The organism is Affinundibacterium flavidum (assembly GCF_014284175.1).
GTDB lineage: Bacteria > Pseudomonadota > Gammaproteobacteria > Burkholderiales > Burkholderiaceae_D > Undibacterium > Undibacterium flavidum.
In genome coordinates, this window is record NZ_JACOGA010000006.1 from 204,381 (window position 1) to 229,622 (window position 25,242).

Here is a 25,242-nt window from a genome sequence, read left to right on the forward strand (position 1 = left end):
CGGGGATGAGGGGCTTTCAGATTTGAACATGGCTATTCGAAGCAGAAATTTTCTGATTACCTTGCTGTTTTGTGTCCGATGACGATTTTAGTAGGTGCTGAGCCACCCTCACCCTAGCCCTCTCCCGCTCGCGGGAGAGGGGAATTTAGATGCGCGGTTTACTGAGCATTTTCAGGATGAATGGGGCACCGCACGAAACAAAGCACGCGATGTTTGCGTCACCATTACGATAAAGAGCCTTAATAAACAAAGGACAGAAGCATGCCGGAACAAACAAGCTTAGCTCAACAATTCCCAGCCGGATTTGTGTGGGGTGTTGCCACCAGTGCTTACCAGATTGAAGGTGCGGCCAACGAAGGTGGTCGAGCACCCTCGATCTGGGACACCTTTAGCCATACACCAGGCAAGATACTCGATCACAGCAATGGCGATGTCGCTTGCGATCATTATCATCGTTACGCCGAAGATGTAGAACACATCGCTAATCTCGGCCTCGATGCGTATCGCTTTTCGGTCTCATGGTCACGCGTGCAACCTGATGGCAACGGTGCCTGGAATGAAGAAGGCATGGCTTTCTATGCGCGTCTGATCAGTGCATTAGCGCAAAAAAACATCAGCGCCCACATGACCTTGTATCACTGGGATTTGCCGCAAGCCTTGCAAGAGCAGGGCGGTTGGCTTAATCGCGACACCGCCGTCCATTTCGCCCGCTACGCACAAGAAATGGCAGCACGTTTTGGTGACCAACTAGCCAGTATCGCCACGCATAATGAGCCTTGGTGTACCGCCAATCTTGGTTATGGTAATGGCCAATTCGCTCCCGGCATTAAAGATGAAGTTGCCGCTTTACAGGTCTCGCACCACCTCTTGCTATCGCATGGTCTGGCGATACAAGCGATGCGCACCCAAAACAAAAGCGCCAAGTTAGGTATTGTTCTCAATCAATGGACCGCCGACTCCGCTACCGAAAGCGAAGCCGATCGCGCAGCCGCAGCATGGGAATATGCGCGCTCAGTACAATGGTTTATGGACCCGATTTTTCGTGGACATTATCCGGAACTCGCACTCGCCAAAATCGATCAATCGCGCTTTGTCGTCGAACCCGGCGATCTGCAAGCGATACATCAACCTTTAGACTTTTTAGGCATCAATTACTATTTCCGTGCCTATGTCAGCACAGAAACCCCTCCACGCCTGCCAGAAGCAAAACTAGGCTTAACCGACATGGGCTGGGAGATTTATCCAGAAGGCCTAAGCCGCCTCTTGATTGGCATACACCAAGAATACAAAGACCTAGGATTACCACCCATCTACATCACAGAAAACGGCATCGCCGTCGCCGATCAGCTAGAAGGCGAACAAATCCACGACTCAGCACGCATCGACTACATGCAGCGCCACTTTCAAGAAGTCGCCAAAGCCATAGCAGCAGGCGTGAATATTAAGGGATTCTTCTACTGGAGCCTGCTCGATAATTTCGAATGGAATTCAGGCTACCTACGCCGCTTTGGTTTGATTTATGTCGACTATGTGAGTCAGCGTAGGATTTGGAAGGATAGTGCGATTTGGTTTAAGGAGTTTGTGCGGAAGTTTCGGGGTGGCTGAGTTGGGGCTCACGCCCGCATACCTATCCATATCACCGCCTCGGTAGAAGCTTCAACCACTGGCGAGAGTAGTCGTGACCAAAATTCGCCATCATGCAAATGCGATGCCGAATGATCGTGATGCCGACGCTCGTCTTCGATGATAGACGAGATAGCCAGCACCGCAGCATCGTCTTTGTCTCGCAGTTGCGCTAATTGATGCTCAAGGTGGCGCAGCACGACGCGCTCAACGGCAACGGTAGTCGCAGCAATTGCCTTACGCCCGAATAGCCCAGTCCCCAGACCAAGCACAAATCCACCTAGCGCACATAGCCAATAGCTGTGACAACGTCGTTGTCCACGGCGCTGTAACTCAGCCCAAAAAATGGCGCGGTGTTTTTCTTCGTGTGATTTGAATTCGCTAAGCTCGGCTATCATGTCGCGCGCAGTGAGTCGGGCGACAAGAATTTGCCCGGTGTAGATACAAATAGCACCATGTTCGCCGGCATGGTTGACTTTGAGGATGCGTGATCCTAGAGGGAAATCTTTATGCAAAGCCGGGCGATTTATCATGCGTGTGATGTTGAATCGATAGTTGGGAGGAGTCTGGGTTTAGTTTAAACCGGGCGGAAATTCTGCCGCAGTTTCCGATAATCTCGGTAAGAAATTGTGCATGAGTTTCGGCGGTGCGGCTTGGGGTGAGTGTACGAATGCTCAAGCCAATGCTCTGAGAACCGCTTGCGGCTCTTTTGATACAACATGTAGTAAAGCTAAAGCTGGGCCATGTGGAGAGCGATCGCCGCGCTCCCAATGACGTAATGTACCGACACTAATACAAAATTTGGCAGCAAATTCCACCTGCGTTAAACCCAGGCTGTGGCGTAACTGCGCCACATCAATTGCTTCTGGGCGATGAGTGCGTGCGGCGACAGCCTTGCCTTGGCTGTGCGCAATTGCTTCCTGCAATCCTTGCTTAATACCTTCAAATGCTTTTGTCATGATAGATTTTCTGTTGAACGATTAACTATGCGATCCCACCGTCGCCTTAAGAAATGACCAACAGTATAACCAACACAACAATATAAATTCATGATGCTTGATGCTTGACGCTTGAATTGATGGATGGCAATGCGTAGCATTGATTTCATTGTTGAATGACCTGTGACGTAGCATTCTTAGCGAATAATCCCAGTGCCCGGACTTCGGAGGGCAGTAAGCCACTTTTCTACTCCATCGCGCTCAACTGCTTGAATTGAGTAGCCTCTTGCATGGATAGTATTCTTTGCGGCGGGACTAAGTTCTGACGTCGTTACGATGACACCGTACTCTGCGCCCTCGTGCAGGACGTCTGAATGCAGACCTTTGATAATGACTCGGTCTACTTTTTTCTTTTGTCGCTTGCATTGAGCGATTAACAAAGGCTGATCGTTTGTTGATGAGTCGGGATTCCAAGCCCGCACATCAACGCCATCATCATTCGATCCAGGGCCAATTTCAACTTTGTAGCCCTCTCTGTGGAAAAATTCGGCAGTCAGTTCTTCGAACTTTCGCCAATGTATTTCTGGAAGACGGTTAGTGTTGGCTGATAAATAATCGAGGAAGCGTTGATCAATGAATTTTCCGACCTCGGGGCTATCGCTGCAGCCCGAGAATAGTTTTTGAAGTTCAATCGGATTTTGCCACTCAGTCGCTCGACAGACAGAGTGTGGGTCTAAAGTACTCGCTCTATGAATTATCTCAATTCGCGTCATGGCGATTTCAAGTCCAACGGATCCGAACTGTTTTCGGCATTCAAATATGATTTCGGATGGATCAATTGATTTAGATTGTTGCCTCGATGTTTCTTGTGTACATTTCATCCACAGCTGGTTGAATAGTTTAGATGCTTCTTCAAACTCACTGAGCTTTCCGATTTTTCTGTATTTGTGGAAAAGTTTGGCTGACTCGTAGATCATCCCGTGATACTCCTCCTTCAAGTAGCCAATGCGGTGTAGCAGCTTGTAAAAGAGCTCTTCGTAGTCTTCAGATCGAAGTCGGGTGCCATGTATTTCAGAATCAATAATTATGTCGGGGTACTCTGTTCCTGACAGATGGTCGCAAAGTTCGTCGATAGATAGGGCAAGACCTGCCTTATAGCCAGCAATCTCAGAAAGTCCATCCGCGAGGGCCTGAGGCCCAAAGTTCATTCCTCCCATATCTCCCCCATGGATATTCACCTTCAACAATACGATGGCAACTTCTACACTACTAAAAATTCCCCGAAAAACATAATGAATCAAGCGGCTGATTCTATCAAGCTTCAACAACGAGGTAAGAAAATAATCTTTGTCTAATTTCAGACAGTAGCGATATCCGCAATTCTGATAAATTCGCTTTCACATTTTCCTCTCCAAAAAAACTCAACACCCCTGCCGAGACAACTTAGCCACTTCATTCACATGCTTCCCAGATTTCGCTGCGGACGACAACAGCAACACCGTATCCGAATTGTTGTATCGCGATTTTTCGATGATGAGGTCGATTTTGCCGTCGCGGTCGATGTCGCCAGCCCACGAGACACTGATCGTCTCGGCGAAATCGCTCTCGTTACTTTCCATAGTATCGCCTAACCATTGCTTAATGCTCTTCCCGTCACTATTACCAACGAGATAGACTTTGCATTGCTCAAATTCCTCACTCCTAGCTTTTTTCTTACATTGATGCTCGACCGTGTATACCGTTTTATCGAATGTGATGGTTTGACCTTTGTCGCTGGAAGTAATGCTGGCTTGTTTGACGATACCGGTCTTCAGACCCTCTCTTCTGATGAGCATGAAGGGGTCCGGCCCTTTCATCTCGACTTGCTTGCCCGAGTACGAAGCTTTGTCTTTTTCATCGTCCATGATGCCGTCAAATACTGTTTTGATTTTGGGCGCGGCGGTCTTCAGTTCTGCATGTTCGCCATCGACCATTAAGGCAAACCAATTTCTACCCGCGACATTGGGTACCTCGCCACTATGAAAAGTACCGACTTGCATGATCTCGGTAGGAATGGTGTCTACTGCTGAGGCCATGGGGATTACCAAGCCGAGAAGTAAAGATGTTAAAACGCGATTTGCTAAATGCATGAAGTCTCCAACAAGTTTTTTGCCGCTATTGAAAAATTTAAGCCTGCCAATAGAACTTAATTTCCTGTACCAAAACGTGCAGCCTCAATCGCTGCAATATTGATTTTCGTCATCTCCATCATCGCCTCAAAAGCGCGTTTAGCAGCGGCATGATCGGGATCAGTAATCGCTTCCGACAAGGCGACTGGCGTGATCTGCCATGACAAGCCCCATTTATCTTTGCACCAACCGCAGGCACTTTCGCTGCCGCCATTGTTGATGATGGCATTCCAGTAGCGATCGGTTTCTTCTTGATCGTAGGTCGCCACCTGAAACGAGAATGCCTCGTTATGCTTAAATGCCGGGCCACCGTTCAGTCCTAGGCAAGGAATGCCCAAGACTGTGAAAGTGACAGTCAAAACATCGCCTTGTTTACCGGACGGATAATCTCCCGGCGCGCGATACACGGTCTCGACCGAAGAATCAGGAAAGGTTCGCGCATAAAAATTCGCCGCTTCTTCCGCGTCGCCGTTATACCAAAGACATATAGTGTTTTTTGCGTGTTTCATGTTTAGGTTTCTCCGCGTTGAAGATGATTGAACGAAGTGGGTGATACGGATAGATTGGGGAATTGTTACGCGCTAAGTGAATCATTCTATCAAGCTTAGTCACCGCGTCAAGACAACAATTTTGAATGAGATTGAGGGAGCTGGAGCAAGGTAAGCTTGTAAAGTCGGCGGGGAAGAATGTGGCGTCGTTGAATGTAATTATCGGGATTTCCTAGTTGAACTAGACGAGTCTAAAAATTGATGAGGCACTTCCAATGAAGCAAAGAAGTCAAAAATGGCATGCGTTTGATTGTGCATTTCATGGAAAACCCTTGGGACAAAACATGAGGAAATGCGCTCACTAAGCAGATTTGACGTTTGAAGGCTCGTAATACCAACGCTCGGAGCGACCATCGTAGTTTTTATGCCCATCTATATATGCTCGATTGGCTAAATCTGGCGCGATTGAATGCAGTACTGGGAAGATAGTATCTAGCATCTTCCCTATTTGTATTTTTATTCCTGTGAAGGCAGAATGTCGGATCATATAGGTGATCAGCGATGCTGCTTTCTCACCGTTCAGCTCGCAAAGTTCTCGAAATGCATTTGTGAGGAGCTGTTGGGCTTGGTTACCTATTTCCTCTGTGAGCTTGACTGTGAAGGTATCCCTTTCTGCCGCTGTTTCCAATGCATAGCAATGCAGTTCGATGTCCGCAGCATTCAAATACGCAATCATTTCTCTATAAGCGATGACGGTTTCTTCAATTAGTTGTCTATTCATTGGTTCTGAGCGCGAACAATTGCGCGTAATTGGAAACTCCACGTTGAGTGCAAAATCAATCAATTCCAACATCGATTTGGTATGGTCAACCACACTATTGATGCTTAACCAAGATTTAGTTTTGTAAATGTTTAGCCATTGTTGATAAGATGCTTGAACCTCAGAGAGAAATGAAAATTCCTTCCGCGTATTAATCGATACGATCATATGATTCCTGATCGACCAAAAATCTTGTTCAGATTTATTTCTTTCTATGTTCCACAAGCGTTCGTGTAGTTGAGGGTACCAAGCAAAATCAGGACGTGCACGGAGAATCAATCGTCGTAAGATTTCTTCAAGGAGCTCTGTCGATATATCCACATTTTTTTGAGATATTTCATATAGTTCGTTACAAGCGTTTTTGCGCTTGTCGATACTAATTGGGTAATCGAATTTTTTCCCATTTCTTACATCTATTAAATTTATCAAGGCATGTACCAAGATTGGCGGCCGCAGATGGCAAACGTTTCTAGCGAAAAGTAAGATGTCTTCCGGATCTTCATGGAATTCATTGAAGATACCCTTACCTGCCCAGTTTCGTTCAGGGATACTGTCGTAGATACTTAAAATGAATTCTGGATTAGTGCGAGACTCTTCTATGAGTAGCTGTGATAGCGGTTTGATGAGTTCATTTTTCGAATAGTTCGCAAGCAGGTTTGGCCAATTTTTCCAGCAAAACATACCCCACTCAATTCTCATTTGCCTTGGTAATGCATCGGATAAGAGCCAAGTTTTTAATGTGGGATAAATAGTTTCGCCAAAATTATCTGTATAAAGTGTGTGCCCAAAATCACAGGCGAGTAAGGTCATGATTTTCAATCCCAGGATCGGATTTCGGCGGTTGATGGAATGGATTTTGTTTAATAGTTTCCTAGCTTGAGGACTTAAATCCTCCATTTTTTGATCATATCCTCGTCTTTCTGGTAGCGCGGAAAGTTCTACAGCTAAGGCAGAGAAGTCATAGTCTGGTGTGGATTCTTGTATAACAACGATGAAATTTTCTTTTTCGATGTTAGATGGAATGTTAAACGCGCCAGTCGGTGGCCGACTATTTTGTGTTCGATTGACATATCCAGTAAGAATTTTCCAAATTTTCATGCAGCCTTGCTTTCAAAGTGTTGCGCTTAGTATCGAGCATAGTAACGCCCTAGGCTTTTCTTGCAACCATGGATCGCAGATGACTAATTAATTTCAACGGTAAATGATTTTGATTTTAAGTCCACGTCAAGCGAATCAGCAAGCACCGCCACTTCGCGCAATCCCATACTGCACGGCGAGCTTCAGTACATCCACATTGATATCTTTCAGCGCCTTGAACTTGATGCAATAGCCAGTAACACTTGCCTTACCTAGATCTTTTCCAAATTTTTGCGCCAGGTCGTTTTTATCCTCTATCCCAAGAATATAGACGGATATTCCCACTGTATTGGCGCTGACACCGATTTGATAAAATTCCCGGCTCTTTCCATTGGCATAGTTGATCGTCTGAAATCCATAACCTATGTTCGGATTAGAAACCACTTTACCATGCTCATCTTTACCATCCAGAAACCACAATCGACATTGCGGCATCAGCGCTAACATGAGCTCATGCAAGGTCTGCAGATCGCTGCGTTTTTGATCCGCATGAGTAGCGATGTATTCCTGGATTTGATTTTGGGTGTTCATGTCAAATTTTTCATCTACTGCCTAGACTAGGCGGCTTGGTAACAAATCATAGCCTAATTTATTCAACGGTAAAGAGCAAATATTGTCTGAGTTTGCTGCCATGATGGCGTTGACTACCGCGGGTGCTAGTGGTCCCACGGCTTCTTCGCCGACGCCGCCAGGTTGTTCACTATTTTCTAGGATGATGACTTTGATCGCAGGCGTTTCAGCCAGCGTCAATAAGCGGTAATCGTGGAAATTTGATTGTTGAACCGCACCGTCTTGCAGTGATATTTCGCCATAGAAGCAGGCGGAGAGCGCGAAGACGATGCCGCCTTCCACTTGCGCTGCGACGCTGTTGGGATTGACCGCAATACCGCAATCGATGACGCAGGTAATTTGGTGCAGACGTATTTGCTTCTTCTCGTTGAGGCTGAGTTCAACTACGTGCGCGATCACGCTGCCATTAGCAACGGACATGGCAATACCACGATGTTGTCCTGAGGTTACGGGGCGATGCCAGTCGGTCGCTGTAGCGATGGCTTCTAACACTTTTTTCTCGCGACTATTTTCTTTGACTAAGCGCAAGCGATATTGCAAGCCATCTAGCTGCGTTTGACGCGCGAGTGAGTCGATAAAGCGTTCATAGGCGAAAACGTTTTGCGACGCCGAGACCGAGCGCCAAAACCCGACAGGTACGCCAATATCCACCGTGCTGACATGGGTAGTGATAGAGTCGATTTGATAGTAATCCGGTTGACGACCGATAGCGGTGGTGTCGATTGGAATCGCTTCTTGTTTGTATAGCCCCATGCGCGAGTAGGTCAACAAAGACTCGCAGGCGATATGGGTCTGCAGTGACAGCGGCATGCCATGTTGATTCAGTGCGGCACGGATTTTGATGGCAGACGCTGGTCGGTAATAGTCGTGTTGTATATCTTCTTCACGACTCCAGATGAGTTTTACCGGCTTGCCACTGATGCGGGATAAGGTCGCAGCCTGTAGGGCAAAATCAAACTCCTCGCGTCGGCCAAACCCGCCGCCCGCGAAAGTCGTATGAATGGTGATTTGCTCGATAGCTAAACCGAGTGCATTTGCCAGATAATCGCGGGTTGCCGATTGCGTTTGCGTCGGTAACCAAAGCTCGGCATGTGTCTCTGTAACATGCGCTGTGGCGGTCATAGGCTCCATGGTGGCATGCGCCAAAAAGGGGAAATGATAGACGGCATCGACGAACTTGGATGCGCCTGTTTGAACCCGCGCGCGGTGCGTTTCCACTTCTTGTTGTGTTTTCCCTTTCGCTACAAATAAGGGGCCAGCTTGGGTCAAGGTTTTTTGCAATAAGGCGCGGTAGCTTGCCGAAGAATGCTTGCTCGCAGCTTTATCATTCCAAACCGGCTGTAAACTATCAACGCCACGTTTCGCGCTCCAATAGCTATCGGCGAGTACTGCGACCGCGTTCGCTAATTCGATCACTTGCTTAACGCCGTCGATTTTGAGCGCTGGTTTCGTATCAACTTTGCGCAGGTTGGCGCCGAACTTCGGGCTGTGGCGTAGCGTTGCGACTAGCATGTCAGGCACTTGTACATCAATTCCATAGATGGCAGTACCATTGACCTTGGCTGGCAGGTCTAACCTGGGCATGGGTTTGCCTATACAACGCCAATCGCTTTTGGATTTTTGCGGTACGGGCTCGCTTACTGCTATGGTGGAGGCGGCTAATGCGAGCTCGCCATAGCTAAGTGTTGCGCCAGTTTGCAGATGGATGACCGTACCATTCTTTGTTGTGCAATGTGAGATGGGCGTTGACCAAACTGTACTCGCGACGGCCAATAGTTTTGCACGCGCGAGGGCACCTGCTTGGCGTAGCGCGATAAATTGCTTGGCGACGCCACTACTGCCATAGGTCCCATATTCTTCGAGCTTGGCATTAAAAAAACGCATCTCTAGCGGTGCCATCTGCAGTTGCACGTTTCGCCAATCGAGATCCAATTCATCGGCAAGTATTTGCGCCAGCGAGGTTCCTGTGCCTTGACCTATTTCACTGGTATTTGAAAATATCGTGACCGAATTGTCGGTAGCAATACGAACCCAACCTAAAGTCGCATCGCCTGTTTGAGTATCCGCCGTGAGCTTTGCTATAGGCTTAAGAGTGGCGGCAGCGGACTTGGTATGCGCAAACGGAATAGCGATCAATAATCCGGTGTTGCCAAGATGGCGCAAGAAGTCGCGGCGCTTCATTGTGCACCTCCGCTGAGCGTCGCGCTCACGGTTTTGATGGCGCGTCGGATACGCACATAAGTGCCGCAGCGACAGAGATTAGTCATTGCTTGATCGATCTCGCTATCGTTCGGTGTGGGATTTTTGGCGAGTAGGGCACTAGCTGCCATCAACATCCCCGATTGGCAATATCCACATTGCGGTACTTGCTCAGCGATCCATGCCTGCTGTAGCTGACGGAGTAGATCTGAGGCGGGGTTTTCTATCGTGTGGATGTGTGCAGCGCCGACCGAAGCCGCGGGCAAAACGCAACTGCGTACAGCGAGGCCATCAACATGCACAGTGCAGGCACCGCACATTCCTATCCCACATCCAAATTTCGTCCCAGTCAAACCAAGGTTTTCACGCAGCACCCATAACAAGGGCTTGCTGTTGTTGACTTCGATATTCTTGGTTTCATCATTCACCAACAAGCGGATGCGCATATAGTCTCCCGTTCTTTTGTCTGAGCCAAATTGTATGAGGCGTACCTGAGTACTGACAAATGAGACTTTTTGTAGTTCAAATTAGTTTTGCTTATCTGAATATTTTTTGTTGAATGTTTGTGTGGTTATGACTATGACTATGACTATCACCGGCAGTGCTGAGTGCTGAATGGTGAAGTCATCGATCAAAAGTGTTCATATTGCCGAGTATGGATTGCAATACATTGAGAAACTCTGTATCTAAACTTAAAATATCTTGCCACTGAGCAGCGGAGAGATTTACTTGACTATACAATGTACTATTACAACTTGTTCTTTCAAAAAGTGCGGTTTCTCTCCGCATAAACAGATTTAATCAATTCTGGAGTCCAATTGTTAAAACAGGTTTTGTTCGCATGCTTTTCTTTACTGCTGATGTCTATGCAGTATGGTTTTGCTGCGTCGGAACCAGTCTTAAAAGTGGTAACAGGTGACATTAATTTTCCCTATAATTTTGTCAAAGACCAGCGCGTGCAAGGCTTGAGCGTTGATGTGGCAGAAGAGCTTGCGGCACGTCTAGGTATGCAATTAGAGATTGAAGTGTTGCCGTGGACACGTGCTTTGCACAGTGCGCAGACCCAAGCATCGGTGATGATCTTTACCGTGGCCAAGACACCCGCGCGTGAGAAAAATTACTACTGGATAGGCCCCATCACACATAGTGAAGAATGGCTGTACAAGTTGAAACGACGCACCGATATTAAAGTGCGCAGCTTGGAAGATGTGCGTCAGTATCTGGTCGGCGATGAAGCTAACAATGCCAGTATTCCCGTATTTGCGCGACTGGGTATCAAAGTCGATACGGCACCATCTATGCAATCCAATTGCCGGAAATTTAAAATGGGGCGGGTCGATCTCATTCCGTTTGATCCTGATGGTGTGGAAAATTTTGCCAATGGCTGCGAGCTCAGCATGGCAGAGATTGAAAAAACCGTTCAAGTCCCGCGCGATACGGCGCTTTATTTTGCGTTCGGTAAAAGTACACCGCCGGATTTTATTCGCCGCGTTGAAGCTGCTTTTGCCAGTATGGTCAAAGACAAGTCATTGCACAGAATTAGTAAGACCTGGAAGGCCGATGCGGATAAGAAGTAGCGACGCTGACGTGTTAGGTCGTGAGTTAGCCTTCGCCAAATAGGCCTCTAGCTAGTTTCGATAAGCTTAGCTATGACTATGTTTATGTGCAGGTCGCGAGATTAATTCGCGCCTGATTTTCGAGTCGCTGATGAAAATGCGCCGTGCTGTAAATCTGCTCTCTATCCACAAAACCGCGCAACACCGCCTTGCGCTTCATGCGATAAATAAGCCCCGGAACCCAGCTATATTCTGCACCTACTTGCCTATCATATTCAGCAAAGCGTGCTGGACTTGCGCCCAATATCGCTAAATCAATGTCCACCAACAGCTGTTGATCTGCGTCTATCGGCACCGCATTATGGCAAGTCGCCATGATCAATTCTTTGACGCGTTGCTGCTGCGCTAAAGTCGCACCAGCTTGCTGCAATACGTCCTGCGCCCAAGCAGCACTGCGACTCTCGTTATCATGTGCCTTCAACGCATACACCGCATCATGAAACCACAAGGCAAGCTCGACTTCGCCGGGGTGTGCGGCAAGATGCACAACCTCAGAAAAATGCATCAAACATTCATGCAAATGCTGCGCCGTATGATAGTGCCGATGTGCTTCATCATAGGCCGCGACAAGCTGTGCAAAAACAGCATCGGGCGCGGATAAACGAAGATGTGTCCAGGCGCGTTGCCAGGATAGTGTAAAGAGATCTGTGCGGTCGTGAGGCATGAGCAGATGATTCCTTTGGTGTGGCTTTTACTGTAGTTATTTTTCATCGCGTGCCCTTGCTGATACTGCGTAGTCTAAGGTTCACAGCCTGATAGCCTCAAAGCATCATAGCCCAAAGTGCTATCACAGCCAGAAAATTGATGGTGAACACCAGCCCGCGCACACGGACGTTGTTGCTGAGGATCTGCACCAGACTATGCACTACGCGTCCGAGAATAAACACCCACGATAGGGTGACTACTTTGGGATCGCCAGACCCGCTTACGATGAACAACAAACAAGCAATATGAAAGAACAGCGGCCATTCAAACTGATTCGACAAATTCGCACTGATGCGCGGCTCAAACGCCGCCCACGGATTAGAACCATCCGCGCGCTTTCCTATCCCCCAAATCTTAGGCGCCCGCGCGACGGTCAGCAATACGTAGAGGAATGCTGAGAGTAGGACGTGGGTTGCCATTGGTAAGATAAGTGGATGGTGCATGGTTTTTTTGATTGGGGTGAAGGGTAATTATGATTTAGTTTTGTCGTACAGCCTAGTCTACGTGGGCAGCGATTAGTCAATTTCCACTGCACCATATTCCCGAAGAATATCTGCAATCACAAATAACTCAAAATCATTTTCTGCATGCCAAAGCGGTGTTGTTGATGGATCATCTTGTTGTGCAAGATTTGGGTAAACTGTGTCAGCTTGAAAAGCCCGACCGACGTGCAAAGGACAGCGCCGATCACATCTCTGATGACCGCGAACGTGCCCAAGCAAGTGCCACGATGGCGCCGCCAAGACACATGCCTGTGCCGATCAGATGGATGAAATCCACCACTCGAATGGTGGCGAGGGTCGGGCGGGTGAGCATGCTGCAAAGGCCTAGCAGACCAAAGGTGGCTAGGACAAAGACAACTCGAAGAGATTCGCGGCGTGAACTCATGGATTATCACCTGTTAAGCATTGTGGTTGAGGAGTGGGCTTTACGTAGCATCGACCCTGAATTGAAATGCGCGCGCCATTTTCAAATAAGCTGTCATGCATTACTTTTGCGATGCCTTGTTCTTTAATTTCATATCAAAACCTAATAATGCAGCTGTAAAAAAAATTATCGGAAAACAAACTGCGATAATGATATATGGACCAAACCAATAGGACATTATTTGATGTAGAACACCATCAGGATTCATAGTTCCGATAGTGAAAAGAGTAATGCACAATAAGCACGCCAATAGACTAACTATCACTAAGCTAGTAGTTATTGATTTTGATGTATTTTGAGTTTTCTCTTGAATGTCCAATTTGGAACTCTGTTCGATGTGAACTTGATGTTATTGATGCGTAACGCTGAAATGAAAGGCGCAAATTTACGTCCTTGTCGATTGTTGAGTTAATCATTTCGTTTCTTGCTACTCCGTTAATACATGAATATAGAGGTGACAAGGATCGACCGAGCTTACAACTACATAAATGTTATCGATTGTCGGTTGTTTCGTCACAAAGTGCGAACCGCGATTCGTAATCAAATATACAGATCGATCGTGATTTTGCGCGATATGTGTAACCACACCACGAAGAATTAATTTTTTCGCCTCTTCCCAAGTTACCTCATACGGTTTTTTGTTTAAAGGGACAGGCCAATCATTCGCTTTTAGTTCCTTTTGCCGCTCTTGCCAGAGAAATTCATCGACAAATAAGTTTGGCGAACGCTTTAAATTGCCTCGCTTTGCTTTCTGCTCTGCGTTTGTTGGCTGAGTCAAATTCAATCTATCACTTTGGCATTCAAGATACTCGAGCTTTGATTGTGCAAATACATCTGCTGAATATAGCAGCGCCATACCGACTAAGAAAACTGTAATTTTCATGATGATTAACGCAACGGTGAGCGGCACGCGCTTGCGCGTCCGGTGGAACGAAGTGGAGCGAACTCGAATGTCATGTTAGGTAATTGCATAATCATTAGGAACGTGACGCATAACGCTTTTCATACAATTCCCTTCAAGCCCCCATGAATACTAGCGCTTCGTTAATCCCTGTAATTTTCGGCGGCAATAAAATAACTATGAAAAGCGTCGCCAATAAAGATAGCCATTCTATCAAGCGCGATCATTGAGTCAAGAAAACAATATTGACGGTCATGCTATGTCACATCAGAGAAGGTTTGTTGCGTTGGAGGAGGAAGGTAAATTAGAGTTTTTTAGGCCGAACTTGCCAGCGACTAGTCACTGAATCATAGGAAAATCTTCCACTTCGCCGCAGTGCTTGATTACGCACAGCAGCGACTTCCCTGATTTCCTCCAACCTTGACGGGCGTTTGGCGAGGGCGTCAATAATTGAAGAGCCTAGGGAGGAAGAATTGGTTTTCATAGAGAGATGTCCGCTATCACTCGTGGCAAAATGCAATGCGTCGAGCTGATCGAATCACGGCCATAAAAAATATCTAGACGGAAAACCTCAATCACCATTTATTTTTTCGGCCAAAACACTTCATTTCCAACCGTGCCATGAACTTGTGATTCAGACTGCGCTACAGCCAGCGGATCCGCGGCGACCCCTGATACTCTTCCCTCTGGCGTTAGGGGAAAGGTGAGCCACCTTGTATGAAGCGCGCCTTCCTTTTCAAATGCCATTTCATCAGGGAAGAGTCGCTTCAGTAGTGTCAGCGCTTCTTCTTTTGTCTTGCCTCTAATTGCGTCAGATGCGATTACAGTAGCGGCAACCTGACGGTTCGCGCTTTCGTAACCTTGCTGACTCTGAAAAGCATCAGTGGCATGATCGTTGAACTGGCGATACAACCAAAATGTGTTCGTTGCCACTAGTAGAACCACAAGAATTGCAATGATGATTTTCGTCATTCCTCTATTCTCCAAGTTGGGTAAGCGAAATGTAGTCCCTGTGCTTCCCAATGACTGATGATCATATCAAACGCTTCCAAATTAATTGTTGGAGGAACATCGATGGAATAATGTGAAAAATTTGGTAGTCCTTCAATTCTGCAATTGAGAGATTCAATTTCTTCACTGAATTTGGTGATATCCAAACGATCATTGTTCAGCATCCAGACTACAGAATGTCCTGATTCTTCGATTACATCAAATTCGAAAATCTGGCCATTAACAACATCCGGTACAGCAGAAAATATATCGCCGAAAGCAAGTCCCTCAATAAAAAAAGGAGTATTTTCCAGTCGATAGTTTCCATCTAGGCGTTCACACCAAACGCCCTCCGTTTCTACCGGTGGCCAATCGTTCTCGATATCAAGACCAAATAGTATTTTTTCCATGTCGCGATTTATTGAAATTTAATGCTGAATTGGCAGGCGCGTAGCATCCGGGTCGCTTACAAAGTTAAGGAGTTAGTTCATATCGGTCTGTATTAGTCCCATATTTTCCACCAAGGCTTCTTCTTCCATTTAGCCCGTTCTCTCGCATTGGGAATTGGTGGAGAACCAAAAAGCAATTGGATCGAGTCTTTTGTTGAAAGTTGCGACAGCTTCTCAGGCACTGCCTGGTCGAACCTAGCTACCTCTTCACCATTCACGATAAGCTTTAACGTACTTCCAGCCCAACCATATACGGCAGTGCGCTCAGACGTTTCGTCAATTTCAAGCCTGCCTTCAATTTCCGATTGTGCGTGCAATTCAATCGTCATACCAGCAGGAAAAGCTAATCCCTCTGCCCAAGGCTCGAACCACAAGTAAAGTGGCGCGTCTTTGGGCGAGGCTAGTCGGTCAATAGTTTGATACATGGATTGTACTAGGATCTAAGATTAGAGGAGGTACCACACTTGCCGGGTGATATTCTCTCGATGGAATGGTGGGATGTCATGGTTTTGTTTCCGCAGCTTACTCGTCGTCGAACAGCCACGGGAACTGGTGTGCATTCGCCCGTGATCGCCATATTTTCAGATGAATCTCTGTTTGCCAGTCTTCGTAGCCAAGGAGACTGCCTTGCAGACGTTCGAGTTTGAGATTCCAACCCGCTTGAGCCAGTCGCAGTTGCATATCGATGTAGGTGTCAATACGCCATGTTTCTGAAGGCAGTGCATAAAGGACGTTCCTAATACCTTTGACATGCTCGTAGCCCGCATGCGGTGGCTTAGTCAGCAACTGCACATACTCTAGTTTTTCAATGACTCCACTAGTAACGAACGGTGCGAACGCTTGCTCAAGAATGATCTCTTCACACGGTTCAGCAGGATATTCATCGTAAGTGACGTGGTTCCACGCAGCATCAGTTCCAGCTCGCGACCTGTGTGGAGTTCATAGGGAAGTTCTGCAGCGTTAGTCATAGGATGAAATTTCTAACGTTAAAAGTGCTCGGTGCGAAATGTCGGAGTCGATGTCGCGCTAAATGGAATGGTTAGCATTCGGCATACAACTCTCAAAAGCATTCAAACAAACATCTTGAAGCTCTTTGGATTTTCCTTCTGCACTAAGCCAAGATGCTAACGCCTCAGGCGGAAAAGATTGTTCACTGCCCAATGTGAGGCTCCTGATCTGAGAATATATACGATGGTGAATTTCGTTTAAATCTCGAAGCAAACGCGGATTCGTGACACCAGAGCCTTGAAACTCATACGCCTCTCTCGCGACAACGGTCAGAAAATGTCCCAGCTGAGCAAGAAAAACCGACTGCTCTGATGCAGGCATGTTCGCAAGCATCTTTTCGCAATCTTTTTTAGTCAGTGCCATAGATATTTAACGCCGAATTGACTGGCGCAAAGCGTCGGTGTCGAATGTCAACTTAAACGCCATACTCAAGATGACTTTCGAAATACAATTTCGCTGTAAAAACCGAATTAAGCTTCGCTTTGTTGCAAATACCTGAACAATCATATCGATTTCACTTCTTTTCTCTTTATAACAAATATCAAGACTCCGCACGAAATTAAGAACGCGATAAATGGAAATGTAATTTCGGACGAATATCCTTCGAATTGCTCTGTGTTGTAATCATTTGGAATATACAAAACGAATACTTGTTCACCATTTCTAAATTTATTCAGAACATCGCCTGTTATTTCTCTTTTAAACGTAACTTTTTTGATGCCGTCATTGTAAGTCATAGTAGCCCATTGACTTTTTGAAACGATTTTAGAAAAAAATTTAGTCGAAGTTCTTGTTTCTTCAACGAAATCTTTAATTGGATCAACAGCAGCTCTTTTCCCAAATTTTTTAAGGTCGTTCTCGCTGATATATACAACTAAAGTAATTGCGAAGAATGTCACTGTAAAAAGAGTGAGGCATAGGATCTTTAACCATTTGGACATAAGTTACCCATATTGTTTGAAGTGAAAGGTTTAAGGTTTTAGTCGTGCGACACAATGTCGCCTAATAATTCAACGTGACGCATAACATCTTTCATCTGTTTCCCTTCAAGCCCATAAATACTAGCGCTTCGTTAATCCCTGTAATTTTCCGCAGGAATAAAATAACTATGAAAAGCGTCGCCAATAAAGATAGCCATTCTATCAAGCGAGATCATTGAGTCAAGAAAACAATATTGACTGACCTGCCAGCCTTGTCAGTTCTCCCGCAATCTGAAAATTTGTTTTTTTGACCCAAGAAGCCACATTTCACACGCTTTTGTTGATCAAATAATAAACAGCGTTTAGTATGACTCGCGGTATTTAATTTGAAATCATTTTTGTTTTAAATATGGTTGTAATAGCGTTTGAATGTGTCGTCGACTAATTTCGCTTGTTCGATGAAGTACACAACACCCGTCAGCGTTTGCATCAATATTTTTTCAGACTTTCATAAAGGAAAAGCATGGAACTCGAAGCACAAGTCAATGGCCCGAATACGTATGGCCCTTCTCGCGAAAAATTTATCGCTAAAACTTTTAATCATCTAGGCGGCTCTATCGTCGCTTTCACCGCGATTGAAATGCTGTTTTTTTCCACAGGTTTTTCGGAAAAAATTGCACGCGCTATCTTCCAATTACCTTGGCTCGCCATCTTGGGCGCGTTTATGTTGATTAGCTGGTTAGCTTCACGCGCTGCCCACACGGTGGAAAGTAAGGCTATGCAATATGCAGCCTTGGGCGCTTTTATCTTGGCGGAAGCTATTATCTTCGTGCCACTGCTGTATATCGCTGACAATTATGCACCGGGTGTGATCACCAACGCAGCAGTGATCACCTTGATCGCTACGGTTGCTCTGATTGCGATTGCTTACACATCGCGCAAGGACTTTAGTTTTCTGGGAACTGTCTTGAAATGGGGCGGTTTATTGGCTCTGGTGCTCGTTGTTTCCAGTGTGTTATTTGGATTTCAACTAGGCATGTTTTTTAGCTTCGTCATGGTCGCGTTTGCCGGTGGCGCGATTTTGTATGATGCGTCTAACATCATTCATCACTACGATGAAGAACGTTATGTGGGTGCAGCCTTGGAATTGTTCGCGTCGGTCGCTTTGATGTTCTGGTATGTATTGCGCTTACTGACTTCTTGGCGTGATTAATATTTGGATCGCAGCATAAAAGACGGCGGGCTTGCTCGCCGTTTTTTTATGCGTTGAAATCGCTGAATTTCTATTACGCTATCGCGTCAAAATTTCCCGCACCCATTCACTTTGCGCACATTCCAAAACGGTCTGGCATTTGCCATCGCGCAATTCGATACTGACGCCATGTTGAAGAAAGGCTTCGATAATGTGTTGTTGTGCTTCTTTTGCTTCTGGCTTCCCCGATCCACCACGTCCCGTGGTTTGAACGGCCAGATGAAAGGCACTAGACCCAGAGGTGTTGCGCAGATAGGGATCCGCTCCTGCGGATAATAAAAATTTGACGGCATCCGCACAGCGGGTTCTGCTTGCCCGGTGCAGGGCGCTCGCGCCATTTTTATCTTGAGCATTGATGTGCGCACCTGCGTCGAGGAGTAATTTGAGTGTAATAACTTGTTGCTGCGCATCGTAATCGGGCCCACTGATAAAGCCATCGCATGCATAGTGCAAAGCTGTACCGCCGCGGCGATTACTAGCGTTGGGATCTGCTCCTGCACGTAAAAGCGCCTGAATCAAATGCACACGGTAACCGGCCGCCGCTAGATGCAAAGGCGTATCACCGATATAAATCCAATGGAAGATTTTTTCATTAAAAAGCTGATCGCTATTAAAGCGTTGACTTGCTAAGCTAGGGTCATCCCGGAGCAACTGGCTTAAGCGAGCTGCATCGTCATCGATAATCGTATCGCTTATATTTTGCACGTCTTATCTCCTATCGGCAATTTGTACCTTGTTTGATCGTGAATAAAACCGTAGTGCTTGATTTTGATTATTGATACTCGCGTATTAATGTAGCGAAATTCTATGACGCTATCGTTGGAAAACAAATGACGTAGGCAACAAATTTCTCTTTACGAATTTGCTCCCGCTTTACATAACTAGTTTCAGTTGACTGGTAATTCTTTGAAGCCGAATGCTGAACGAAACGTGTTTGGCTAAGACCGTTCTTTGCTTTTCGCGTCATACTCGAGTTAGTGGCCATGAGCTAGTCGAAGTCGCCATTCTTTAAGTGTCATGGCTTCAAGCTTGCCGATGTCCACGAACAAGATATTGTTGGTTGAGATGTTCACGGCAAACACATAAGACAAATGTAGATCTTTCGATTCCATGATTGAGTAGACATAGATGGCTTCGTAGCACTTCCCATTGATGCGCGTGCGCTTGCCAGTATCAAAGACAGATTTGTCTTTTGTCCATGTGGCAAGTTCAGGCAATCGTTGAACCATTTTTGTGGCAGTACGCAAGTCGTTCTTGGTGCTCTCAGATGGTTGGCATGCGAAATCGACCTGACTGACGCTGGCCGATGTGAGAAGGAGTGCTGCAATTTGTAACATAAGTGTCGAGTCCTAATGTTTAGATCAAAGGGCGTGGGAATGTAGCGTATTCTGTTCTACCCCGAAGCTAGACAGCCGTCTATGTATGCGTTGGTGGTGCATAGGCGGCCAGCGTGCTAGTGCCACACGACGAACAAGATGTATCGGAATTGATTGCTTCACTATTTGGGAATGCTTGCCGACATATGACGCACAAGAATTCATTGACTGGCGACCTATCTCTAGCCGGAACATAACGGATACCAAGCTCGTCAAATTCAATGATCCACCACTTGCGGTCTGGATCATATTGAGCAGTTCCATGAGCTTCGAGATCTTCAAGCTCGTCAGACTCATCGACCGCGATAAGGGGTAAGCCTTCGCTCAGAACTAGACCTGCATTTGATAGATCACGAAGTGAGCCGAATGTGTCGAGAACGACCGCATCGCGATCTGGGTTCTTGATCCCTGAAACGATGCCATTGAAATCTGCATAGATGCGGGTGACTGACATAGTTTGCTCTGGATGTTTAGGGTTGAGCTGAACGAAGAGTTGCTGATTGCTGAAAATAGCGTGACGTCATCGTTGGCGGTTCAGATGGTGCCATTTAGGCATTAACTCAGGCGGCGATTAAGTTCACATCGACAACTCGTCGCATTATTGAGAAAAAAATCTAAGCGGCTAGCTGGTCCGATAACTACCATGATGTACGCAATTATTTGAAAAAATGAAAGCACAAAATAAGTGGCGTGAATTTTTTGAAATGGCCGCAAACGAAACCAAATGTAAAAAATGCGGCCTAAGGTAAGTAGGGCAAAAAAGCCAGCGATAAACAGCCATGCAAGAATCCCATCTACCACAAATAAATTGACGGTGCCTGTTAGCGCAGTATGAATCTCGGTAGTAGGAATGATTACAAGAACAGGAAATGCACAAATGAGACACCCAATAAATGCCACAGGGAGAAATAGTGTCTTATCAACGAGAGTGAGATTCATGTCTTGACCGCAACCGTAAAATTGAAAGGCGTGCTGACCAATCAGTAAATTGAAGAAACTAAGTATATGCGATTAGAAATGTTTTACTGCGAATTATTCCGGCATACATGCGTGGTTCTAGCTTCTTTCGAGCGCATCTGACCTTCGTCGAAACCAAGCATGTGCGGCAAAGTAAGTGCCAATAAGGGCGAACATAAATGCAAGCCATGGCCTTAACGAATGGTCTGATTTCCATTCATCCGCGGCTTCGGCCCACGACCGGATTAGCTTGTCTCCCACCTTGATTTCCCAAGCATCAAATACCTCGCCATCACCAAGCAAGGATCGGTGAGCTTGGGGATTGAATCGAACCGTGACTGATTGCTTGGAGGCACCAGAAAGGGCGGTCAACACCATTCCACTTTTGCCAGCTTTCGACGGATAGTCGAAAGTGCGAGGATCTTCTGAAAATTTGAATTTCACACCATACTTGTGGTTCCCTATCCAAGTGACTTGACCGGTAGCAAAAGCTAGATTGGATGGATCCTGAATTCCTGCATCCGTTCCCAACCATGGCGCAGTTAAACACGCAAAAAATGCAGAAAACACCGCGTAGATCCAGAGCCTCATTTGACTATAACCCGGTGGGAACGCAAAGAAATTTCTCATGATGCCGAAACTCGAAATCGAGCCACGGACATCGGCTGGAGCGACTGGTCAGTTTTCACAGACGAAGCCATGGTCTTTCTTGTAGCGTGCGACTTCTGCTTTCGGCATTGTTTTGAACAGCGCGCAGACGGTAAAGCTGCCGATCTGTTTTCCGTTTAGTTCGTAACCCCAGTCGGTAATTTGCTCGCGCTTAAAAGCGTAAGTCTTGCCCGCAACCACTGATCCAACCACTTGCGGATCATTTGCGAGAACGCCGGCAAAGCCATCTTTGATTTCTTTGAACGGAATAAACCACAAGTGTTCAACGCCACCGTCATCCGACAGCATTACTTTCAATTTGAAGTTGGAAGCACCGTCGGGCGGCTTCTTCGATAGCGCCAAGAAGTCGTCAAGGGTTCTTTTAGCTTCGGCGATAGCAAGGTTCATATTTTTGTCTTGTTCACTGACCTTCACGGTTCGGTCGTTAATCTTGTCTGCCGCCGCACAAGGATAAGAGGCTAGCAAAATTGCTGCGAAAATAATTCTTTTCATTGAAATCTAGAGCTTAAGTTGAGGGATACGATGTAACTACAAGCCGCATTGTACTAAATGGACAGATCGCGGCACGACCTTTTGTGAACTAGCATTAGTCCGAGCCAGGGACTAAGCTCCATCTTGCTTATCATTGGTATGAAGTATGTCATCTCGCATCGAATATGGTTGTATATCTATTTCTGGGAAATCAGTTTTGTATATACCCCAGTCCATGTATTCATCGTACTTGGTCATCGCTTCAAAGTGGCTGCCGGCATCGACAGTCCAAACGCAACGGGCACCCGGCTCAAGAAGCGCGCGGGCAGCAGCACCGTTTAGACCAGCGAGACAAAATGTTTGCCCAGACGATTCGACCCAAAGTTCGTGCAGCATGTTTGCAGTTTTCTATCCTTGAGCTGATCTGGACTGCACACAATGCGCTGAAACTGAAAAGCAGGTGATTGAAAAAAATCGAATTTTGAAAGTGTGGCTGGCAAAGAAGTGATTGCAGATCAGGGTCCAATTAACTCAACAACCGCGTTACCTGAAACAGGATCGGTGACACCAAGCCCATTACCCAAATCTTCCAACATCCCGCGCAATCGATCCAACTGTGCAATCATTCCCGGGCGGGCGCCAATGAGGCTTTCCATATCATCCCATTCGCCAATGACGCAATACGCCTGATCGCCGGTTTTTATAAGAGTGAATTTGCGCATGCCTGAGAATTCGGCTTTCATCTTCCGGTGCTCCTCAATGAAAGCATCGTCAAATCCTGGTTTAACTTTGAATCGAACAACGTTATATGCACTCATATTGCCTCCTGATTTGGTACGATCCATCATGCTAAGCATTCTATAACGTGATTTGGATGCGTCAAGGAAGTTCAGTGGGGTACCGTAAGTGGGGCGAAATAGCCATAGGTGTATGCACCGTCCGATGAGCGTTCGGTTATCGGTAAAGTAATTGATTTGTTGGTTAAATGAAGTAAAGAAAACAATGGTTCGCTATAATCAAACTTCATACGGCGCAATCTATTTGTGGTTATTGCCCTACGAAGTGATTGTGCTTACGACCTTAAATAGTCAAATAACAGGCGACACACCACAGGAACAGGTGTTCCATTGCGCTCGGCAGGACTAGCCTTCCAATCGCGCATTGCGATGATGGCATGATCTGCAAACCACTTGTTCTCCGCCTCAGCACCGATAGGTTTGACTACGCCTTCCGTCGAGACTTCGAAACGAAGTATTGCACTGCCAGTGCGCCCCACCAAGTTCTCGCCGACTGGGTATAGCGGGCGTGTTCCAAATAGCAAACGCGGAGACTTGTTAATGGGTTTGGGCGAGCAGCCCTTCAGTTCAAGCTCTTGCATCATGTTCTCTGAGCTGTAAGGTCGGCTGTAAGGGTCTAGTGTTGATTTTGTCGCTGTGCAGCCAAATAAGTTTGCCACAAGTAAGAGTGTTATGCCGGGAAGAATTCTGGTGAGATGCATGAAGTTGCGCTTAAATTTGATTTAATTTTACAAAATAGAAAGATACCCGAACGTCAAACAAAAAACAATTCTATTTGCTCTCTCGGATTGTATGGATGCTGGCTATATTTCAATTCATCGAAACGACTTGTTCAGATGCGTAGTCATTTTTTATAAGCTTCACTGAATCGTTAAGGCAAATAGTCCGACAGGCGTTCGGTTAACGGCAAACCATTTGATTTGTCGATTAAACTTCATGCGATGTAATACACCTGTGACTATTGACGCCTTGCCTTACGAAGGGATTGCAACTTACGACTTTAAATCAAAACCTAATCCGATTCTCATTCGAGCGGAACATCATCGATAAAGAACATTGGGTGTTGGGATATTGCATATTTAGACTTATGCATTCCTGCAGATATTTGATTTATGTGGCAATTCAATTTGGGGCCTAACGCCGAGTTCAACTGCGGTCTTAAAGTTGTAGTGGCGCGCAGCGGAATGATGCTGCTACGACTTGTTAAACAAAAATGTTTAGAACTCTAAAGCCATATGATGGCAATTAAGCTGAAAGCCTTTTGCTAAATATACGCGATGCGCCGCGTGACGGGCATATCCTGTATCTAAATGAACGGCATTACAACTAGAAGATTTGGCGTATTCGATTAACCAATTTAACAAAGAATCTGCAAATCCATTACCTCTAGCATTTGGTAGCGTCGTAAGATCGTCGATATAAAGAATTTTCCCCCACGCTAAAAACTCACAAAACCTAAAGCCCGCGGCACTTTTAACAATGCCATTTTCACGGAGCGCAAGTATTTTGTATGATTGACTCTCTTGCCTTCTAATTTGAGCAAGAAACTCTTCAAAATTTAGCTTTGGCCTTAACTCTTTAAATGCAGGAAAACATAGATTAATGTCTTCATCAGAGTTTGCAATAAAGATTTCATGTTCCAATTTAGCTGTCCTTTTTTGCTTAACGTTGAGCTGACCGTAAATGCGCATGTTGCACAAGAACCGAAGAGCAATTAATTGAAAAAATGCTGGCCGTCGAAATGCTAAATTGTGCAGCTTCTGCGTCGAGCGTTATGTTAAGCATGTCTTTCATAGGCGCTGGCTCGTAGTTCTGCTTCACCTGTTACCCCAAACCACATTGCAAAGCGAGGGAGTGTCAACTCTGAAAATGATATACCCAACATGTTGTAGTTGACTCCGCTTTACACATGTTAGCTCAACCCGATGAGAGGAAAACCAGTTACTAGACGCACCAGCTGTGCCAACCGCTAGCATGAACTTGCCCCAGCGATCTTCTGTAAGATGGGGATGAAACTCAACGGTGAAGGAAGACGATTTCATAAGATGCTTAACGCTGATTTGAAAGGCGCGTGCGCAGATCAATAAACTTAAGGGAAACGCCAATTCGCGGGTCATTTTCGAATGTTATGTTATAGATCATCACTTTTTTCCTCTACTCCGAAAAAAATATTTTAACCTCGAAATAAAAGTGGCATTGTCGCAAAGGTTGGGGTTTAAGCGCGCTAAGATTTTGGGATCTCTCCCACCATATCTTAACGC

At 46.1% G+C, this 25,242-nt stretch carries 32 protein-coding genes; 3 read left to right on the top strand and 29 right to left on the bottom strand.

What is annotated here, in order from left to right:
• Positions 1-261: 261 nt before the first annotated feature.
• The gene (locus H8K55_RS08225) at positions 262-1,605 is read left to right on the top strand and encodes a GH1 family beta-glucosidase (RefSeq protein ID WP_186941594.1); all 1,344 of its coding nucleotides are present in this window, start codon (positions 262-264) and stop codon (positions 1,603-1,605) included.
• 8 nt (positions 1,606-1,613) lie between these two features.
• Here H8K55_RS08225 and H8K55_RS08230 read toward each other — a convergent pair whose 3' ends face one another.
• From H8K55_RS08230 to H8K55_RS08270, 9 genes are all read right to left on the bottom strand, one after another.
• Positions 1,614-2,156, bottom strand: coding sequence for a demethoxyubiquinone hydroxylase family protein (locus tag H8K55_RS08230; RefSeq protein ID WP_186941595.1), 543 nt, complete (start codon positions 2,154-2,156; stop codon positions 1,614-1,616).
• A 141-nt stretch (positions 2,157-2,297) separates the two neighbouring features.
• Complete coding sequence (locus H8K55_RS08235; protein ID WP_186941596.1) at positions 2,298-2,582, bottom strand: helix-turn-helix domain-containing protein; 285 nt, start codon at positions 2,580-2,582, stop codon at positions 2,298-2,300.
• A gap of 176 nt (positions 2,583-2,758) precedes the next feature.
• A complete protein-coding gene (locus H8K55_RS08240) occupies positions 2,759-3,889 on the bottom strand; it encodes a restriction endonuclease (RefSeq protein WP_186941597.1) in 1,131 nt (376 codons plus the stop codon).
• 93 nt (positions 3,890-3,982) lie between these two features.
• Entirely contained in the window at positions 3,983-4,690 is a 708-nt protein-coding gene (locus H8K55_RS08245) for a hypothetical protein (protein WP_186941598.1), read from the bottom strand.
• Positions 4,691-4,746: 56 nt separating this feature from the next.
• Positions 4,747-5,238, bottom strand: a complete 492-nt coding sequence (locus tag H8K55_RS08250; protein WP_186941599.1) for a VOC family protein — start codon at positions 5,236-5,238, stop codon at positions 4,747-4,749.
• Positions 5,239-5,578: 340 nt separating this feature from the next.
• Positions 5,579-7,135 carry a hypothetical protein gene (locus H8K55_RS08255; RefSeq protein ID WP_186941600.1) on the bottom strand — a complete coding sequence of 519 codons (1,557 nt, stop codon included), beginning with the start codon at positions 7,133-7,135 and terminating at the stop codon, positions 5,579-5,581.
• Positions 7,136-7,270: 135 nt separating this feature from the next.
• Positions 7,271-7,705, bottom strand: a complete 435-nt coding sequence (locus H8K55_RS08260; RefSeq protein WP_186941601.1) for a DUF1801 domain-containing protein — start codon at positions 7,703-7,705, stop codon at positions 7,271-7,273.
• A 21-nt stretch (positions 7,706-7,726) separates the two neighbouring features.
• Positions 7,727-9,925, bottom strand: a complete 2,199-nt coding sequence (locus H8K55_RS08265) for a xanthine dehydrogenase family protein molybdopterin-binding subunit (protein ID WP_186941602.1) — start codon at positions 9,923-9,925, stop codon at positions 7,727-7,729.
• A complete protein-coding gene (locus tag H8K55_RS08270) occupies positions 9,922-10,383 on the bottom strand; it encodes a (2Fe-2S)-binding protein (RefSeq protein WP_408057958.1) in 462 nt (153 codons plus the stop codon). Before H8K55_RS08270 ends, H8K55_RS08265 begins: the two co-directional genes overlap by 4 nt.
• Before the next feature lie 378 nt (positions 10,384-10,761).
• Here H8K55_RS08270 and H8K55_RS08275 point away from each other — a divergent pair, with 378 nt between their 5' ends.
• Entirely contained in the window at positions 10,762-11,520 is a 759-nt protein-coding gene (locus tag H8K55_RS08275; protein WP_186941604.1) for a substrate-binding periplasmic protein, read from the top strand.
• Positions 11,521-11,602: 82 nt separating this feature from the next.
• Here H8K55_RS08275 and H8K55_RS08280 read toward each other — a convergent pair whose 3' ends face one another.
• From H8K55_RS08280 to H8K55_RS08325, 10 genes are all read right to left on the bottom strand, one after another.
• A complete protein-coding gene (locus H8K55_RS08280) occupies positions 11,603-12,223 on the bottom strand; it encodes an HD domain-containing protein (protein ID WP_186941605.1) in 621 nt (206 codons plus the stop codon).
• 97 nt (positions 12,224-12,320) lie between these two features.
• Positions 12,321-12,683 carry an MAPEG family protein gene (locus tag H8K55_RS08285; protein ID WP_222612402.1) on the bottom strand — a complete coding sequence of 121 codons (363 nt, stop codon included), beginning with the start codon at positions 12,681-12,683 and terminating at the stop codon, positions 12,321-12,323.
• Between the two features lie 268 nt (positions 12,684-12,951).
• Positions 12,952-13,152 (bottom strand): hypothetical protein, encoded by a 201-nt coding sequence (locus tag H8K55_RS08290; RefSeq protein WP_186941607.1) that lies wholly within the window; start codon positions 13,150-13,152, stop codon positions 12,952-12,954.
• A gap of 466 nt (positions 13,153-13,618) precedes the next feature.
• Entirely contained in the window at positions 13,619-14,074 is a 456-nt protein-coding gene (locus H8K55_RS08295) for a hypothetical protein (protein ID WP_186941608.1), read from the bottom strand.
• Between the two features lie 600 nt (positions 14,075-14,674).
• Positions 14,675-15,064 (bottom strand): hypothetical protein, encoded by a 390-nt coding sequence (locus H8K55_RS08300; RefSeq protein ID WP_186941609.1) that lies wholly within the window; start codon positions 15,062-15,064, stop codon positions 14,675-14,677.
• On the bottom strand, positions 15,061-15,492 hold the full coding sequence (locus H8K55_RS08305; protein WP_186941610.1) for a DUF4265 domain-containing protein: 432 nt from the start codon (positions 15,490-15,492) through the stop codon (positions 15,061-15,063). The genes H8K55_RS08300 and H8K55_RS08305 overlap by 4 nt, the downstream gene beginning before the upstream one ends.
• Before the next feature lie 92 nt (positions 15,493-15,584).
• Positions 15,585-15,956, bottom strand: coding sequence for a hypothetical protein (locus tag H8K55_RS08310; protein WP_186941611.1), 372 nt, complete (start codon positions 15,954-15,956; stop codon positions 15,585-15,587).
• A gap of 97 nt (positions 15,957-16,053) precedes the next feature.
• Positions 16,054-16,212 (bottom strand): hypothetical protein, encoded by a 159-nt coding sequence (locus tag H8K55_RS08315; RefSeq protein ID WP_186941612.1) that lies wholly within the window; start codon positions 16,210-16,212, stop codon positions 16,054-16,056.
• 345 nt (positions 16,213-16,557) lie between these two features.
• A complete protein-coding gene (locus H8K55_RS08320; RefSeq protein WP_186941613.1) occupies positions 16,558-16,902 on the bottom strand; it encodes a hypothetical protein in 345 nt (114 codons plus the stop codon).
• A 140-nt stretch (positions 16,903-17,042) separates the two neighbouring features.
• Positions 17,043-17,480, bottom strand: coding sequence for a hypothetical protein (locus H8K55_RS08325; protein ID WP_186941614.1), 438 nt, complete (start codon positions 17,478-17,480; stop codon positions 17,043-17,045).
• Positions 17,481-17,982: 502 nt separating this feature from the next.
• Between H8K55_RS08325 and H8K55_RS08330 the strand changes: the two genes are divergently transcribed.
• Entirely contained in the window at positions 17,983-18,672 is a 690-nt protein-coding gene (locus H8K55_RS08330; RefSeq protein ID WP_186941615.1) for a Bax inhibitor-1/YccA family protein, read from the top strand.
• 78 nt (positions 18,673-18,750) lie between these two features.
• Here the strand turns inward: H8K55_RS08330 and H8K55_RS08335 are convergent, their stop codons facing one another.
• The 10 genes from H8K55_RS08335 to H8K55_RS08380 form a co-directional block, all read right to left on the bottom strand.
• The gene (locus H8K55_RS08335; protein ID WP_186941616.1) at positions 18,751-19,416 is read right to left on the bottom strand and encodes an ankyrin repeat domain-containing protein; all 666 of its coding nucleotides are present in this window, start codon (positions 19,414-19,416) and stop codon (positions 18,751-18,753) included.
• Positions 19,417-19,685: 269 nt separating this feature from the next.
• Entirely contained in the window at positions 19,686-20,048 is a 363-nt protein-coding gene (locus H8K55_RS08340; protein ID WP_186941617.1) for a hypothetical protein, read from the bottom strand.
• Between the two features lie 79 nt (positions 20,049-20,127).
• Entirely contained in the window at positions 20,128-20,541 is a 414-nt protein-coding gene (locus H8K55_RS08345) for a hypothetical protein (protein WP_186941618.1), read from the bottom strand.
• 101 nt (positions 20,542-20,642) lie between these two features.
• The gene (locus tag H8K55_RS08350; protein WP_186941619.1) at positions 20,643-21,026 is read right to left on the bottom strand and encodes a hypothetical protein; all 384 of its coding nucleotides are present in this window, start codon (positions 21,024-21,026) and stop codon (positions 20,643-20,645) included.
• Positions 21,027-21,143: 117 nt separating this feature from the next.
• Positions 21,144-21,674, bottom strand: a complete 531-nt coding sequence (locus H8K55_RS08355) for a hypothetical protein (RefSeq protein ID WP_186941620.1) — start codon at positions 21,672-21,674, stop codon at positions 21,144-21,146.
• Between the two features lie 48 nt (positions 21,675-21,722).
• Entirely contained in the window at positions 21,723-22,205 is a 483-nt protein-coding gene (locus H8K55_RS08360; RefSeq protein ID WP_186941621.1) for a YegJ family protein, read from the bottom strand.
• Between the two features lie 111 nt (positions 22,206-22,316).
• Positions 22,317-22,580, bottom strand: a complete 264-nt coding sequence (locus H8K55_RS08365; protein ID WP_186941622.1) for a hypothetical protein — start codon at positions 22,578-22,580, stop codon at positions 22,317-22,319.
• 119 nt (positions 22,581-22,699) lie between these two features.
• Positions 22,700-23,002, bottom strand: a complete 303-nt coding sequence (locus H8K55_RS08370; RefSeq protein WP_186941623.1) for an antibiotic biosynthesis monooxygenase — start codon at positions 23,000-23,002, stop codon at positions 22,700-22,702.
• A 254-nt stretch (positions 23,003-23,256) separates the two neighbouring features.
• Positions 23,257-23,562, bottom strand: a complete 306-nt coding sequence (locus tag H8K55_RS08375) for an energy transducer TonB (protein WP_186941624.1) — start codon at positions 23,560-23,562, stop codon at positions 23,257-23,259.
• Positions 23,563-24,198: 636 nt separating this feature from the next.
• Positions 24,199-24,624 (bottom strand): GNAT family N-acetyltransferase, encoded by a 426-nt coding sequence (locus tag H8K55_RS08380; RefSeq protein WP_222612403.1) that lies wholly within the window; start codon positions 24,622-24,624, stop codon positions 24,199-24,201.
• Between the last annotated feature and the right edge of the window lie 618 nt (positions 24,625-25,242).

Excerpts from the sequence above, each read along its gene's own strand:
- H8K55_RS08375 (WP_186941624.1), bottom strand. The coding sequence starts at position 23,562 with ATGCAAGAGCTTGAACTGAAGGGCTGCTCGCCCAAACCCATTAACAAG.
- H8K55_RS08325 (WP_186941614.1), bottom strand. The coding sequence starts at position 17,480 with ATGTCCAAATGGTTAAAGATCCTATGCCTCACTCTTTTTACAGTGACA.
- H8K55_RS08290 (WP_186941607.1), bottom strand. The coding sequence starts at position 13,152 with ATGAGTTCACGCCGCGAATCTCTTCGAGTTGTCTTTGTCCTAGCCACC.
- H8K55_RS08295 (WP_186941608.1), bottom strand. The coding sequence starts at position 14,074 with ATGAAAATTACAGTTTTCTTAGTCGGTATGGCGCTGCTATATTCAGCA.
- H8K55_RS08250 (WP_186941599.1), bottom strand. The coding sequence starts at position 5,238 with ATGAAACACGCAAAAAACACTATATGTCTTTGGTATAACGGCGACGCG.
- H8K55_RS08255 (WP_186941600.1), bottom strand. The coding sequence starts at position 7,135 with ATGAAAATTTGGAAAATTCTTACTGGATATGTCAATCGAACACAAAAT.
- H8K55_RS08280 (WP_186941605.1), bottom strand. The coding sequence starts at position 12,223 with ATGCCTCACGACCGCACAGATCTCTTTACACTATCCTGGCAACGCGCC.
- H8K55_RS08245 (WP_186941598.1), bottom strand. The coding sequence starts at position 4,690 with ATGCATTTAGCAAATCGCGTTTTAACATCTTTACTTCTCGGCTTGGTA.
- H8K55_RS08230 (WP_186941595.1), bottom strand. The coding sequence starts at position 2,156 with ATGATAAATCGCCCGGCTTTGCATAAAGATTTCCCTCTAGGATCACGC.
- H8K55_RS08300 (WP_186941609.1), bottom strand. The coding sequence starts at position 15,064 with ATGACGAAAATCATCATTGCAATTCTTGTGGTTCTACTAGTGGCAACG.
- H8K55_RS08330 (WP_186941615.1), top strand. The coding sequence starts at position 17,983 with ATGGAACTCGAAGCACAAGTCAATGGCCCGAATACGTATGGCCCTTCT.
- H8K55_RS08370 (WP_186941623.1), bottom strand. The coding sequence starts at position 23,002 with ATGAGTGCATATAACGTTGTTCGATTCAAAGTTAAACCAGGATTTGAC.
- H8K55_RS08260 (WP_186941601.1), bottom strand. The coding sequence starts at position 7,705 with ATGAACACCCAAAATCAAATCCAGGAATACATCGCTACTCATGCGGAT.
- H8K55_RS08350 (WP_186941619.1), bottom strand. The coding sequence starts at position 21,026 with ATGAATCTCACTCTCGTTGATAAGACACTATTTCTCCCTGTGGCATTT.
- H8K55_RS08320 (WP_186941613.1), bottom strand. The coding sequence starts at position 16,902 with ATGGCACTGACTAAAAAAGATTGCGAAAAGATGCTTGCGAACATGCCT.
- H8K55_RS08225 (WP_186941594.1), top strand. The coding sequence starts at position 262 with ATGCCGGAACAAACAAGCTTAGCTCAACAATTCCCAGCCGGATTTGTG.
- H8K55_RS08285 (WP_222612402.1), bottom strand. The coding sequence starts at position 12,683 with ATGGCAACCCACGTCCTACTCTCAGCATTCCTCTACGTATTGCTGACC.
- H8K55_RS08305 (WP_186941610.1), bottom strand. The coding sequence starts at position 15,492 with ATGGAAAAAATACTATTTGGTCTTGATATCGAGAACGATTGGCCACCG.
- H8K55_RS08360 (WP_186941621.1), bottom strand. The coding sequence starts at position 22,205 with ATGAAAAGAATTATTTTCGCAGCAATTTTGCTAGCCTCTTATCCTTGT.
- H8K55_RS08315 (WP_186941612.1), bottom strand. The coding sequence starts at position 16,212 with ATGCAACTGCGACTGGCTCAAGCGGGTTGGAATCTCAAACTCGAACGT.
- H8K55_RS08310 (WP_186941611.1), bottom strand. The coding sequence starts at position 15,956 with ATGTATCAAACTATTGACCGACTAGCCTCGCCCAAAGACGCGCCACTT.
- H8K55_RS08340 (WP_186941617.1), bottom strand. The coding sequence starts at position 20,048 with ATGTTACAAATTGCAGCACTCCTTCTCACATCGGCCAGCGTCAGTCAG.
- H8K55_RS08355 (WP_186941620.1), bottom strand. The coding sequence starts at position 21,674 with ATGAGAAATTTCTTTGCGTTCCCACCGGGTTATAGTCAAATGAGGCTC.
- H8K55_RS08345 (WP_186941618.1), bottom strand. The coding sequence starts at position 20,541 with ATGTCAGTCACCCGCATCTATGCAGATTTCAATGGCATCGTTTCAGGG.
- H8K55_RS08235 (WP_186941596.1), bottom strand. The coding sequence starts at position 2,582 with ATGACAAAAGCATTTGAAGGTATTAAGCAAGGATTGCAGGAAGCAATT.
- H8K55_RS08265 (WP_186941602.1), bottom strand. The coding sequence starts at position 9,925 with ATGAAGCGCCGCGACTTCTTGCGCCATCTTGGCAACACCGGATTATTG.
- H8K55_RS08365 (WP_186941622.1), bottom strand. The coding sequence starts at position 22,580 with ATGCTGCACGAACTTTGGGTCGAATCGTCTGGGCAAACATTTTGTCTC.